Here is a 13,172-nt window from a genome sequence, read left to right as displayed (position 1 = left end):
CCGCTTACAGCCGGCGGCGGTAGTCCCGGGGCGCCTGGCCGGTCATGGCTTTGAACACGGCGGCCAGGTGGGAGCTGCCGGAAAAGCCGGTCTGTTCCGCGATTTTGGACACCGGCAGCGCCGTAGACAACAGCAGCTGCTTGGCCCGGCCCACCCGCTGGCGGTTGAGGTATTGATGGACGGTCAGGCCGGTTTCTTCCTTGAAGCGGCGCTGGAAATGATAGGGACTCATACAGGCTAACCGGGCCAGGGCTTCCACCGGCAGCGGCTCGGCGCAGTGCTCCTGCATATAGGCCGCGGCCTGCTCGATGCGTTCATCCATGCCGCGGGGCAGAAGGAACAGGGACAGCAGCTGATAGACGGCGGCGGACACCGCCGCCTCGGCGCGGGGATCGTTGTGCCGCACCAGCTCCAGCACCGCCTGCCAGCCGGCGGCGAAGGCCGGCCCGCCGGACACCACCGGCCCCCGCCGCTCCCAGATATACCGGGCGAAGGAAAAGGCAAGCTCCCCGCTCAGATGCATCCACAGGAAATCCCAGTGCTCCCCCGCCGTTTCGTAGCGGTGCCAGTCCCGGCAGTCGACCAGGAACGCGTCGCCCCGGCGTAGCGTATGGGCGACCCCCTGGTAGGTCAGCCGCCCCTCCCCGCCCTGGGTGTAGGCGAACAGCAGCTCCGGCAGGCCGTCCCGGATTACCCGGTAGGTGCTCACCGCGTCGAAATGGCAGAGGCTTTCCAGACGGATCAGCGGCCCTTCCGCTGGGCCGGAGGAAGGGCAGACCGGCACGGGGGTGAACGCGCCCGGCCCGCTGTAATCGTAAAGCATGGGCATCCCCCTTTGTCTCCCTGTTCGTTCTGTTTTCATTGTACCGCCCCGGTCGCAAATTGCAAGAGCATTTTTCTGTTCTTTTATGGCAGATTTTCCTCTGGCTTCCCGCGGCGCGCTATGCTACACTGAGGGCAAAGCCAACGGGAAAGGGAGCGAAAGCATGGCGGAAATTCAGCCGATCCGGCAAAAATGGAAGGGAACCATGACCGACCGGGACAGGTTCAACGCCCAGATGCATTACCGGCCCATCGATCGCACGTTTCATATGGAATTCGGATATTGGGACGAGAATTTCACCGAGTGGGAGATGTTCCGGAAAAACGGGATCCGCAGCAACGGGGAGGCCGACGTGTTTTTCCAGTTCGACCGCCTGTGCGTCATCGGGGGCAGCTGGTGGATGGATCCGCCCTTCCCCTACCAGGTGGTGGAGGAAACGGCGGACACCCGTATCATCATGAACGGAGACGGCCTGCTGGCCGAGGTGCCCCGGGACGCCCACGACACTATCCCCCATTTTTTGAAGGCCACGGTCTGCACCCCCGACGACTGGAAGCGGGTGAAGGCGGAACGATTCCGGCCGGAGGGGCGGGTCATCGACGTGGAAGCCCTGAAGAAAGCCCATCCCGCCGACCGGGATTATCCCCTGGGCGTCGATGTGGGCTCCATGATCGGCAAGATACGGGATATGCTCACCTTCGAGGGACTGTGCTACGCCATGTACGATTACCCCGCCATGGTGGAGGACATGGTGGAAACCTGCTGCGTGCTGGTGGAGCAGACGCTCGATCAGCTGCTGCCTCATTTCGATTTTGATTTTGCCTCCGGCTGGGAGGATATCTGCTTCAAAAACGGCCCCATCGTGACCCCGGCGTTCTTTCGGGACGTGGTCATGCCCCGATATAAACGGATCCATCAAAAGCTGAAGGCCCACGGCGTGGATATCTGGTACATGGACTGCGATGGGGACATCCGGCCCATTCTCGACTATTTCCTGGAGGGCGGGGTCAACTGCATGTTCCCCTACGAGGTCAACGGCTGCTGCCATCCGGCTGAGCTGCTGGCGGCGTACGGCAAGGATCTGCGGATCATGGGCGGCATCGACAAAATGCAGCTCAAGGCGGGGCGGGACGCCATCCGGGCCTATCTCGAGAGTGTGGCCCCGCTGGTGGAACGGGGAGGCTACATCCCCTTCTGTGACCACCGCTGTCCCCCCGACGTGCGGGAGGAAGACTATCTGTTCTATCTTGATCGCAAGCGGGACATGTTCGGCATGAAATAAACAAGGGGCGGCTGTTCTGCGGGACAGCCGCCCCTTGCGATCCGGCGTTTTGCGGACCGGCGGCTAAAAATGAAAACAAACGGCAAGAAGATTCTGAAGGCTTTCTGAAATTTCCTTTTTCCCCTTGGCAGCCCGTCCGGGCGTGGTATACTATTGGTAGAGCTCCGTTGCTTTGTGAAACCATAGGAAGATTTTTCCGCCGCAGGGTGATGATTTTTCCTAAGGCGGACATACTATCGCCGGGAAAAAATTTTTTCTTTCATAAACTTTTTTCCCTGCGGAGACATCTAACGTATAGAAGCCTCGTGAAACGGCCGGGAAAGATGGAAAGGATGACGCAGGATGATTCGGCAGCCTGAAAGCAAAAGCGCTCTGAAAAGGAAAAAGAGGCACCGGCGCAGAGCCCTGCGTATCGCCTTTCTGGTGAGCATCGTGATTCTGGTGATGTTCGCCGTGGTCATGCTCGTGGCCTTCGCCTTGCAGAAAACCGGCTGGCTTCCTGAGAGCTCGTCCGCCGGTTCATCCGCGCCGCCGGCGGCCACCACAACCCCGCCGGCAACCACCACCACGACGGAGCCGGCAACCACCACGGCGACCTTTGCCGGCGGTACCACCGCCATCGGCTCCGGCCAGGTGGCCGACAGCTATTTTGACGACGCCGCCTTCATCGGCGATTCCCGCACCCAGGGGCTGCAGTTGTATACCGGGCTGCCGAACGCCACCTTTTACGCCACCCAGGGGCTGATGGTGGACACCTTCTTCAGCAAGAAATTCGTCAAAGCCGGCGGCGGCAAGATCACCATTCCGGACGCCATGAAGAACCAGACATTCAAAAAAGTCTATATCATGCTGGGGGTCAACGAGCTGGGCTGGGCCTATGAGAAGGTGTTTATTCAGAAATACGGCGAAGTGGTGGACAAGGTCAAGGAGCTTCAGCCGGACGCCAAGATATACGTCCAGTCCATCCTGCCGGTGACCAAGGCGAAAAGCGACGGCGACGCCATTTACAACAACACGAAGATTAGCCGGTATAACGAGCTTATCGAGCAGATGTGCCGGGAAAAGGGCGTGACCTACCTGCATGTGGCCGACGCCGTGGGCCTGGACAACGGCGCGCTGCCGGCGGGCAGCGCCACCGACGGCGTCCATCTCAACCGGGAATACTGCTACAAATGGCTGGACTATCTGAAAACTCACACCAAATAGGCCATTCCATAAGGGAACGGAGGATTCAAGCCGCCGTTCCCTTTGAATGATTGTTTAGGATGACAAGGTAAAGAGGAGAGAACAACGATGAGAAAAACACACTGGACAGCACTGGCCGCCGCGCTGCTGCTGGGCGTTTCCGCCCTGGCGGGCTGTTCTAAAAACGAGGGTACGCTGGACGTGCAGAAGGCGGCCGACGCTCTCAAGGCCGGGGTGACGTTCAAGGACGAGCTGGCCCCCCCGGCGGACGCCGCGTTTGCCACTTTGTACGACGTTAAGGACGAAGACGTGACCAAGCACGCGGTCTACGTCAGCTCCGGCGCGACGGCGGAGGAAATCTCCGTCTTCGAGGCCAAGGATGCGGACGCCGCTGCCCGGGTCAAAACCGCGGTGGATCAGCGCATCGCCGACCTGAAGGAAGGCTTTGAGAATTATGTGCCCGGTGAGATGACCAAGCTGAACAATCCAGTGGTCGAGGTCAAGGGAAAATACGTCCTGCTGTGCATCTGCGACAAGCCGGACGAAGCGCGTACGGTCATCGACAAGCTGTTTGCCTGACGCAGATGTGGTGGGATCCGCCAAGCCGCCGCTGAGCTGTCAGACGTGATTTATTCAGCGTTTACCTAGGAAAGGAGGACGTATCCGTGCAGGAGCTGGAAGAGTATATCGAAGCCCATCAGGACAGCTTCTACCGGGTCGCCTTCACCTATGTCAAGGACAGGGACGCCGCGCTGGACGTGGTACAGAACGCGGTGGTGCAGGCCCTGACTCACATCCACACCCTGCGGGAGCCCGCTTACATGAGAACCTGGTTTTACCGCATTCTGGTCAACGAGGGGCTCGGATATCTGCGGAAAAACAAGCACTGCCTGCCGGTGGAGGAGCTGCCCGAGGATTTCGCCAGCGAGGAGGGGGACATCGCTGAGCGCCTGGACGTGTATCGGGCGGTGAGCGCCCTGCCTCCCAAGCTGCGCACCGTGGTGGTGCTCCGTTTTTATGAGGACATGCCGCTGGGCGACATCGCGCGCGTCACGTCGACCAACCTGAACACAGTGAAATCCCGCCTGTACAAGGCGCTTGCGGAGCTTCGGCGAGACATGGCCGGGGAAACGCAGACCGCCGGAAAGGTGTGAAAGCTATGAACGAACGCAACCCCCTGGGGCAGGCCCGGGAAGCCTATGAAAGCCTGCGTATTCCGGACGAATTGCCCGACGCGGTGCAGGACGCCGTGCGGCAGGCCCGCCGCGAGGCGAGGCGGGAGCGCAGCGGCAACCACTTTCTCCGCTATGCCGTGTGCGCCGCCGCCTGCCTGTGCGTGATATTCGTGGTGGCCCTCAACGCGGTGCCGGTGCTCGCGCAGGAGATGTACGGCGTACCGGTGCTCGGGCATATGGCCCGGATCTTTACCCTCAACCGCTTTGAGGAAAGCAGCGAGGAGAGTTATGTGGTGGTCAACGTCCCAGCGCTGGAAAATACCGGAAATACCGAACTGGAGCGGCGAGTAAACTATGAAATAGCGCTGAAAATCAACGAGCAGGTGGCCGAGGCCAAGCAGCGTGCCAAGGAATATTACCAGGCGTATCTCGAAACCGGCGGAAAGAAGAGCGAGTTCCTCCCCATTGAAATCCACGTGGATTACAGCGTCAAGTGCAGCAACGGGGAAATCGTCTCCTTCGTCGTGCAGAAATATGAGGCGGGCGCCTCCTTCTACAGCGAGTCCTTCTACTACAACTACGATCTGGAAACGGGAAAGGCGCTGACCCTGGCCAACCTGCTGGGAGACGGGTACATCGAGAAGGTGAACGAGGCGGTGAGGGCCGGCATCGCCGCCGACGAGGCCGCCAACCCCGAGGAACAGTATTTCCACGACGAAATGATTCCCGGTTTTGAATCTATCGAAGAGGATCAGGATTTTTATATCAATGAGGCGGGCCACGTGGTGGTGGTCTTCCCCAAGTACGCCATCGCTCCCGGCTATATGGGCGAGCGGGAATTTGAAGTGCTTCCCTAGAGCAGTTTTAGTAAATAAGGTCAGTAAAGGAGATAGGCAGGAAGAGGCGGATGCAAGGCGGAGGCCCGGATCAGGCTACGCCTGCTCCCGGCGGGCTGGCGCCCGCCAAGGACGACAACGACGCAGCCGCCTCTTCCCGCCATCGAGCTGCTGACGGTATTTACTAAAATTGCTCTAAGGGGAACGGGTAGGGGTTCACACGTATGGTATTCAGCAGCCTGTTGTTTTTGTTCTATTTTCTGCCGGCGGTGCTGGTCGTCTATTTTCTGGTGCCGCGCCGCTTTAAAAACGTGGTGCTGCTGGTGTTCAGCCTAGCGTTCTACGGCTGGGGCGAGCCGGTGTATGTTCTGCTGATGGTGTTTTCTATCCTGATGGACTACAGCCTGGGCCGCTGGATGCACACCCGGCTGGAAAAGGGGAACGTCCGGGCGGCTCGGCGGATCCTGGTGTTGTCGGTGGTGTGCAATCTCGCGCTGCTGGCCTTCTTCAAATACGCCGATTTTCTCATCGGCAACCTGAACGGCCTGTTCGGCCTGGGGATCCCCAAGCTCGATCTGCCCCTGCCCATCGGCATCTCCTTCTACACCTTCCAGGCCATGTCCTATCTCATCGACCTGTATCGGGGGGACGTGCCGGTGCAGAAGAGCCTGGTGGCCTTCGGCACCTATGTCTCCCTGTTCCCCCAGCTTATCGCCGGCCCCATCGTGCGCATGTCCACCGTATCGGCCGAGCTGTCCTGCCGCCGGGAAACGGCGGATCTGTTTTCCTCCGGCATCCGCCGGTTTGTGGCGGGCCTTGGCAAAAAGGTGCTGCTGGCCAACAACATCGGCGCGGTGTGGACGGCCATTTCGCAGCAGGATGTGACCACTTTGCCGGTGCTGACCGCCTGGATCGGCCTGGCGGCTTTTACGCTGCAGATTTATTTCGATTTTTCCGGCTATTCGGACATGGCCATTGGCCTGGGCCGGATGTTCGGCTTCCATTTCCTCGAGAATTTCAATTATCCCTACACAGCGGTGAGCGTCACCGATTTCTGGCGGCGGTGGCACATCTCCCTGTCCTCCTGGTTCCGGGAATACGTCTACATCCCCCTGGGCGGCAACCGCCACGGCGCCCTCAAGCAGCTGCGCAACCTGCTGATTGTGTGGATGCTGACCGGCATCTGGCACGGGGCCAGCTGGAATTTCGTGGTCTGGGGCTTGTACTTCGGTGTCTGGCTGGCGCTGGAAAAATTCGTGCTGCGGCGATGGCTGGACAAGCTTCCCCGGTTTTTTCAGCATGTGTACACCATGCTCATCGTGATGGTCAGCTGGGCCATCTTCGCCTTCGACAGCCTTTCGGCCGGGGTGTCCTATCTGCGGGCCCTGGTGGGCGGCTTCGGCGCAGGGCTGACCAATGGGGCGGGCGTGTATACCCTGTACACCAACGCCCTTCTGCTGGGTATTCTCATCCTGGCGGCCACACCCCTGCCCATGAAGCTGTATCGTCGGGCGGAACAGGCCCTGCGCGCCCGGCCGGTGCTGGCCGGGATGGCGGAGGCAGTGCCGCTGCTTGTCGTCGGGGCGCTGAGTGTCGCCTTCCTGGTGGATGCGTCCTATAATCCGTTTCTCTATTTTCGTTTTTAGGGGGCTACTATGAATAAAAAAGCCTGGGTGGTGACCGGAGCGTTCCTGGCGGCGCTGGCTTTCGGGACCGGCGCCAACCTGCTCACCCCGGAAAAGACGTTTTCCGAAACGGAGAACCGGGTGCTGCAGACCTTTCCGCCGTTCTCGCTGGAGGAGCTGACCTCCGGCCGGTTCACGACCACGTTCGACACCTACACCACCGACCAGTTCTGGAACCGGGACGGCTGGGTGGGCCTGAAAACCATGACCCAGCTCGCCCTGCTCAATAAAGACAACGGCCGTGCCTATTTTGGCCGGGATGGGTTTCTGTTTGAAAAAACCGACCCGTATAGCGAAACGCTGGTGGCGAACAACGTCGCGGCGGTGGCCCGGTTTGTCGAGCGGGCGAAGCAGGCGGCGCCGGGACTGCGCGCCCGGGTGATGCTGGTGCCGACGGCGGCGGCCATCTTGCCCGAAAAGCTGCCCCCCCTGGCCCCCGTGCCCGATCAGGCGGCTGTCATCGCCCAGATGAAGGCCGCGGTGAAGGAGACGGTGGATCCCACCGCCCTGCTGAAAGCCCGTAGGGACGAAGGGCTGTTCTACCGCACCGATCACCATTGGACCACCGCCGGCGCGTATGCCGGCTATACGGCGCTGATGGAGAGCCTGGGAGAGCCGCCGCTGCCCCAGGACGCGTTCACGGTGGAGCGGGTGACGGAAGAGTTTTTCGGAACCGTCTATTCCAAAGCCAACCTGTACACCGTGAAGCCCGACTTCATCGAGGTCTACCGGCCGAAGGCGGCCAACCCCTGTACCGTGACCTGGAAGAACGGCCGGCTGGACGGCCTGTACGACCCGGCGTATCTGGACAAGAAGGACAAATACGCCTACTTTTTGGGCGGCAATCACCCGCTGACCACGGTGGAAACCGGCACAGCCAACGGCAGGACCCTGCTGCTTATCAAGGACTCCTACGCCAATGCTCTGGTGCCCTTTCTGGCGGCCCATTATCAGACCATCGTGCTGGTGGATCCCCGCTACTACAAGACGGATTTGTCCGCCCTGTTCCAGGAGAAACAGGTGACCGACCTGCTGGTGCTGTACAACGTCAACGGCTTCGGGGAAGAGAAGACCGTGGCCGCCGTGCTGCCGCAGTTGTTAAAATGATGGTTGACAAAGTAAAACTTGTCGCATATAATAAGAAAAAAGCTGAAACCGATGAGTAAGAGTAGTAAGCGGGAGCTTGGCGTACAAAGAGAGCCGCAGATGGTGGAATTGCGGCGGCGCTGAACCGGCTGAATGGACTTACGAGGGCTATCCGAACCTGTATCAGGCTAGGTGCGACGGGGACTCCGCCCGTTATCAGGGGAGTGCGCATGGTTTGTGCGCAGAAGTGAGCGCGTCCGCCTTCGGCGGGCGAATTCGGGTGGTACCGCAGGAGTGACAGCTCTTGTCCCAGAACAATCTGGGGCAAGAGCTTTTTTATTGCCGAAAGGATGCGTGCATATGAATCGGTCATGCAAGGCGGCGAGCTTTTGCCCGCGGCGATGGCGACGGTGAGTGAACCGTCCGCCGATGATGCTGTCGAGAAGAAAGGAAGATCCGTCATGAACAAAGAGCCTTACCGCATTTATCTGTCCGAAGAGGAAATGCCCAAGCAATGGTACAACATCCGCGCCGACATGAAGGAACAGCCCGATCCCTATCTCCATCCCGCCACCCATCAGCCGGTGGGGCCGGAGGATATGCTCCCCATCTTCTGCGAAGAGCTGTGCGGCCAGGAGCTGAACACCACCGACCGGTACATCGACATCCCGGAAGAGGTGCAGAACTTCTACCGGATTTTCCGGCCCTCCCCCCTCATCCGGGCCTACAACCTGGAAAAGGCCCTGGACACCCCGGCGAAAATCTACTACAAATTTGAGGGCAACAACACCTCCGGCTCCCATAAGCTGAATTCCGCCGCCGCCCAGGTGTACTATGCCAAGAAGCAGGGGCTGAAAAGCCTGACCACCGAGACCGGCGCCGGCCAATGGGGCACGGCCCTGGCCATGGCCTGCTCCCACTACGGCCTGGATCTCACCGTCTATATGGTAAAGGTCAGCTATGAGCAGAAGCCCTTCCGCAAGGCGGTTATCCACACCTTCGGCGCGGACATCATCCCCAGCCCCTCCGACACCACCGAGGTGGGCCGCGCCATCCTGAAGGCTCATCCCGGCACCGGCGGCTCCCTGGGCTGCGCTATTTCCGAGGCGATCGAGAAGGCCATGCATACCCCCGACTGCCGGTATGTGCTGGGCTCGGTGATGAACCAGGTGCTGCTGCACCAGTCGGTCATCGGCCTGGAATCCAAAATTGCCATGGAAAAAATCGGGGAATACCCGGATATCGTCATCGGCTGCGCCGGCGGCGGCTCCAACCTGGGCGGCCTGATGGCGGCCTTCCTGCAGGACACCCTGACCGGCAAGCGCACCGGCACCGAATTCATCGCGGTGGAGCCCGCCTCCTGCCCCTCCCTGACCCGCGGGCGGTACGCCTACGACTACTGCGATACCGGCCATGTCACGCCGCTGGCCCGGATGTACACGCTGGGCAGCGAGTTCATGCCCTCGGCCAACCATGCGGGCGGCCTGCGCTATCACGGTATGAGCCCCATCCTGTCCAAGCTGTACCACGACGGCTACATGAAGGCCGTGGCGGTGGAACAGACCAAGGTGTTCGAGGCCGCCACCTTCTTCGCCAAGCAGGAAACCATCCTGCCCGCGCCGGAATCGGCCCATGCCATCCGCGCGGCCATGGACGAGGCCATCAAGTGCCGGGAAAGCGGGGAGGCCAAGACCATCCTGTTCGGCCTGACCGGCACCGGGTACTTCGATATGAACGCCTATACCGCCTACCTGGAAGGCGCTATGAGCGACTACATCCCCACCGACGAGGATCTGCAGGTCGGCTTCGACGCCCTGCCGAAAATCCCGGGCATCCAATAAACCAAACAAACAACGGCCCGCCGTTCTTTCGGAACGGCGGGCCGTGCAGACTGTCAAAAAAGGGGAATCCGCCGTTCGGAAAACGAAAAAAGCGGGGGCGGGTTACCGATCGGTGTTTGCGAGGACATGTGCCTCGCAAACACACCTTATAGGCGAAAACCGGCGGAAACACACGTGTTTCCGCCGGTTTTCAAGAGCAGGGGTGGCACTGGCGGGGACAGAGGGAACAAGGCGAACGTCAGTGAGCCGCCGTGATCCGGCGTCCCCGTCCAGCAGCTTGTCGACTTTATCGACAAGCTGAACGGCCCGCCGTTCTTTCGGAACGGCGGGCCGTGCTGTTTTATGCCAGCGCTCCCAGCTGGGCGTACAGGGGCTTCAGGGCGGGGTACAGCTGCCGATACAGGTCATAAAATTCACCGTACCGCCGGTGCCGCTCCCCGTCGGGCTGCTGGGCGGGGCCGTACTCGATGACGGCGGCGCAGGCCTCCGGCACGCTGCCGTACACCCCGGCGCCCACGCCGGCCAGCAGGGCCACGCCCAAGGCGGGCCCCTCCCGGGAAACCACGGGGGAAATGCCGCAGCCATAGATATCGGCCAGCATCTGCCGCCAGAAGGGGCTGGAGCCCCCGCCGCCGCAGGCGGCCATCCGGTCCACGGTCAGCCCCATGTCCCCAAACACCGCCAGGCAGTCCATGAGGGAGTAGGACACCCCCTCCATCACCGCCCGCAGCAGGTCCCGCTTCTCATGCATAGCGGACAGGCCAAAGAACACGCCCCGGGCCTGCGGATCCAGATGCGGCGTCCTCTCCCCCATCAGATAAGGGAGATAGAGCAGCCGGTTGGCCCCCACAGGGGACAGGGCCGCCTGCTTGTCCATGAGGACATAAGGGTCGGTCGCCATCCCGGCGGCGGCTTCCTTTTCCGCCCCGCAGAACTGATCCCGGAACCATTTCAGGGACAGGCCGGCCCCCTGGGTGACCCCCATCACATGCCACGCGCCGGGCACCGCGCAGCAGAAGGTGTGCACCCGCCCGGCGGGATCGATGGTGACCCGGTCGGTGTGGGCGTAAACCACGCCGCTCGTGCCGATGGTGGTGAAGGCGCTGCCCGCCGTGACCACGCCGGTGCCCATGGCCGCGGCCGCGTTGTCCCCTGCGCCGCCCACCACGGGCGTGCCCGCGGCCAGCCCGGTTTCCGCCGCCGCCCGGGCGGACACGACGCCGGTGATCTCCGGAGACTCGTACACCCGGCCCAGCAGGGCGGGGTCGATCTCCAGCTTGTCGAGCACCTCCGCCGACCAGCAGCGGTTCGGCACATCCAGCAGCTGCATGCCGCTCGCGTCGGACACCTCGGTGGCGTATTCCCCGGTGAGCATCAGGCGGATGTAATCCTTGGGCAGCAGAATGTGGGCGCATTGCTCGTAAATCTCCGGCTCGTGGCGGCGCACCCACAGGATTTTGGAGGCGGTGAAGCCGGTGAGGGCCGGATTGGCGGTCACCGCGACCAGCCGTTCCCGGGTCAGCCGCCGCTCCATGTCGGCGCATTCCTCGGCCGTGCGCTGATCGCACCAAATGATGGAGCGGCGCAGCACCCGGTTGTCCTTATCCAGCATGACTAGCCCGTGCATCTGCCCGGACAGGCCGATACCCTTCACCTCGGCGGCCGGCTGGCCGCTTTTGGCGAGCACCGCGCGGATCCCCTCGGCCACCGCGGCCCACCAATCGGCGGGATCCTGCTCCGCCCAGCCGTTGTGGGGCTGGTAAAGGGGATATTCCGCCGTGTGGCTGGCCACCGGGACGCCGGTCTCCTCAAACAGCACCGTTTTGGTGCCGGACGTGCCGATGTCGATTCCCAGCAAACAGGCCATGGGTTTGTCTCCTTTCCGTGCGGGGGCGGCCCCCCGTTTCCACAGGGGGCCCGCCTCCCGTTTCTCAGCCGAACATCACGGCGTTGACGATGTTCTCCAGATATTCCTGCCGGCCGCTGCGGTTGGTGGTAACGTCGCCCAGCTGCAGGGCGTAGGCCTCCAGCTGCTCCATGGTGGCTTTGCCGGCCACCACGTCCGCGCCGATGCCGGTCTTCCAGCTGGCGTACCGTTCGGCCACAAACGCGTCCAGCCGCCCGTCGGTCAGCAGCCGATCGGCGATGCGCAGGCCCAGGGCGAAGGCGTCCATCCCCGCGATATAGGCATGGAAGATATCCTCCGGCTCGTAGGAGCCGCGACGGGTCTTGGCATCGAAATTCAGGCCGCCGTTGGTAAATCCGCCCGCTTTCAGCACCTCCAGCATGCACAGGGCGGTCTCGTAGACGTTGGTGGGGAATTGGTCGGTGTCCCAGCCCAGCAGCAGATCGCCCTGATTGGCGTCGATGGAGCCGAACGCCCCGTTGACCCGCGCCACAGCCAGCTCGTGCTGGAAGGTGTGGCCCGCCAGGGTGGCGTGGTTGGCCTCGATGTTCAGCTTGAAGTCCTTGTCCAGCCCGTATTTGCGTAAGAAGCTGAGCACCGTGGAGGCGTCGAAATCGTACTGGTGCTTGGTGGGCTCCTTGGGCTTGGGCTCGATATAGAAATCGCCGGTATACCCGATGGAACGGGCGTAATCCACCGTCAGGCGCATCAGGCGGGCCATGTTGTCCTGTTCCAGCGCCATGTCGGTGTTCAGCAGGGTCTCATACCCCTCGCGGCCGCCCCAGAACACGTATCCCTGGCCGCCCAGGCGGGTGGTGATTTCCACCGCCTTCTTGATCTGCGCCGCCGCGAAAGCGAACACGTCGGCGTTGGGCGCAGTGCCCGCCCCGTGCATGTACCGGGGATTGTTGAAGCAGTTTGCCGTACCCCACAGCACCTTTTTGCCGCTTTGGCGCATCAGCTCGGCCAGCAGGTCGGTGATTTCGTCCAGCCGGGCGTTGGTTTCCTTCAGGGTGGCGGCCTCAGGGGCGATGTCCCGATCGTGGAAGCAGAAATAATCGATGTCCAGCTTATCCATCAGCTCGAAGGCCGCGTAAGCCTTGGCGCGGTAAACGGCCATGGGATCGCTCTCGCCGAAATCCTTGACAAAGGTGCCGCGCCCGAACATGTCGGTGCCGTCGCCGCACAGGGTATGCCAGTAGGATAGGGCGAATTTCAGCTGCTCACGCATGGTCTTGCCCGCCACGACCTCCTCCGGGTTGTAATACCGGAAGGCCAGGGGATTGGTGCTTTTCGGGCCCTCGTAGGCCACCTTGGAGATGCCGGGAAAATAGGTGTTCATGTTGGTCTCCT

At 61.7% G+C, this 13,172-nt stretch carries 11 protein-coding genes; 8 read left to right on the top strand and 3 right to left on the bottom strand.

Annotated features, from left to right (window positions below):
• Window positions 1-4: 4 nt before the first annotated feature.
• On the bottom strand, window positions 5-823 hold the full coding sequence (locus tag ACSAMM_RS01515) for a helix-turn-helix domain-containing protein (protein ID WP_457789274.1): 819 nt from the start codon (window positions 821-823) through the stop codon (window positions 5-7).
• A gap of 163 nt (window positions 824-986) precedes the next feature.
• Between ACSAMM_RS01515 and ACSAMM_RS01510 the strand changes: the two genes are divergently transcribed.
• The 8 genes from ACSAMM_RS01510 (at window position 987) to ACSAMM_RS01475 (ending at window position 9,913) form a co-directional block, all read left to right on the top strand.
• Window positions 987-2,105 (top strand): uroporphyrinogen decarboxylase family protein, encoded by a 1,119-nt coding sequence (locus ACSAMM_RS01510; protein ID WP_457789272.1) that lies wholly within the window; start codon window positions 987-989, stop codon window positions 2,103-2,105.
• Between the two features lie 342 nt (window positions 2,106-2,447).
• A complete protein-coding gene (locus ACSAMM_RS01505) occupies window positions 2,448-3,311 on the top strand; it encodes a GDSL-type esterase/lipase family protein (protein ID WP_457789270.1) in 864 nt (287 codons plus the stop codon).
• Window positions 3,312-3,398: 87 nt separating this feature from the next.
• Entirely contained in the window at window positions 3,399-3,869 is a 471-nt protein-coding gene (locus ACSAMM_RS01500) for a DUF4358 domain-containing protein (protein ID WP_457789269.1), read from the top strand.
• A gap of 86 nt (window positions 3,870-3,955) precedes the next feature.
• Window positions 3,956-4,444 (top strand): sigma-70 family RNA polymerase sigma factor, encoded by a 489-nt coding sequence (locus ACSAMM_RS01495; RefSeq protein WP_178725791.1) that lies wholly within the window; start codon window positions 3,956-3,958, stop codon window positions 4,442-4,444.
• A gap of 5 nt (window positions 4,445-4,449) precedes the next feature.
• Complete coding sequence (locus ACSAMM_RS01490) at window positions 4,450-5,322, top strand: DUF3298 domain-containing protein (protein ID WP_178725792.1); 873 nt, start codon at window positions 4,450-4,452, stop codon at window positions 5,320-5,322.
• Window positions 5,323-5,525: 203 nt separating this feature from the next.
• Window positions 5,526-6,947, top strand: a complete 1,422-nt coding sequence (locus tag ACSAMM_RS01485; RefSeq protein WP_178725793.1) for an MBOAT family protein — start codon at window positions 5,526-5,528, stop codon at window positions 6,945-6,947.
• A gap of 9 nt (window positions 6,948-6,956) precedes the next feature.
• Complete coding sequence (locus ACSAMM_RS01480; RefSeq protein WP_178725794.1) at window positions 6,957-8,093, top strand: DHHW family protein; 1,137 nt, start codon at window positions 6,957-6,959, stop codon at window positions 8,091-8,093.
• Window positions 8,094-8,533: 440 nt separating this feature from the next.
• Window positions 8,534-9,913, top strand: coding sequence for a TrpB-like pyridoxal phosphate-dependent enzyme (locus tag ACSAMM_RS01475; RefSeq protein WP_457789266.1), 1,380 nt, complete (start codon window positions 8,534-8,536; stop codon window positions 9,911-9,913).
• 340 nt (window positions 9,914-10,253) lie between these two features.
• Here the strand turns inward: ACSAMM_RS01475 and xylB are convergent, their stop codons facing one another.
• Together xylB and xylA are read right to left on the bottom strand one after the other, a co-directional pair.
• Window positions 10,254-11,780 (bottom strand): xylulokinase, encoded by a 1,527-nt coding sequence (gene xylB, locus ACSAMM_RS01470; protein WP_457789264.1) that lies wholly within the window; start codon window positions 11,778-11,780, stop codon window positions 10,254-10,256.
• A 64-nt stretch (window positions 11,781-11,844) separates the two neighbouring features.
• Window positions 11,845-13,161, bottom strand: a complete 1,317-nt coding sequence (xylA, locus tag ACSAMM_RS01465; protein ID WP_457789262.1) for a xylose isomerase — start codon at window positions 13,159-13,161, stop codon at window positions 11,845-11,847.
• Between the last annotated feature and the right edge of the window lie 11 nt (window positions 13,162-13,172).

The organism is Anaeromassilibacillus sp. SJQ-5 (genome assembly GCF_054108045.1).
Note: the sequence above shows the minus strand (reverse complement) of the source record. Positions and strands in the feature narration are given on the sequence as shown.

Coding starts and splice junctions, on each gene's coding strand:
- ACSAMM_RS01515 (WP_457789274.1), bottom strand. CDS start 823: ATGCTTTACGATTACAGCGGGCCGGGCGCGTTCACCCCCGTGCCGGTC.
- ACSAMM_RS01510 (WP_457789272.1), top strand. CDS start 987: ATGGCGGAAATTCAGCCGATCCGGCAAAAATGGAAGGGAACCATGACC.
- ACSAMM_RS01505 (WP_457789270.1), top strand. CDS start 2,448: ATGATTCGGCAGCCTGAAAGCAAAAGCGCTCTGAAAAGGAAAAAGAGG.
- ACSAMM_RS01500 (WP_457789269.1), top strand. CDS start 3,399: ATGAGAAAAACACACTGGACAGCACTGGCCGCCGCGCTGCTGCTGGGC.
- ACSAMM_RS01490 (WP_178725792.1), top strand. CDS start 4,450: ATGAACGAACGCAACCCCCTGGGGCAGGCCCGGGAAGCCTATGAAAGC.
- ACSAMM_RS01485 (WP_178725793.1), top strand. CDS start 5,526: ATGGTATTCAGCAGCCTGTTGTTTTTGTTCTATTTTCTGCCGGCGGTG.
- ACSAMM_RS01480 (WP_178725794.1), top strand. CDS start 6,957: ATGAATAAAAAAGCCTGGGTGGTGACCGGAGCGTTCCTGGCGGCGCTG.
- ACSAMM_RS01475 (WP_457789266.1), top strand. CDS start 8,534: ATGAACAAAGAGCCTTACCGCATTTATCTGTCCGAAGAGGAAATGCCC.
- xylB (WP_457789264.1), bottom strand. CDS start 11,780: ATGGCCTGTTTGCTGGGAATCGACATCGGCACGTCCGGCACCAAAACG.
- xylA (WP_457789262.1), bottom strand. CDS start 13,161: ATGAACACCTATTTTCCCGGCATCTCCAAGGTGGCCTACGAGGGCCCG.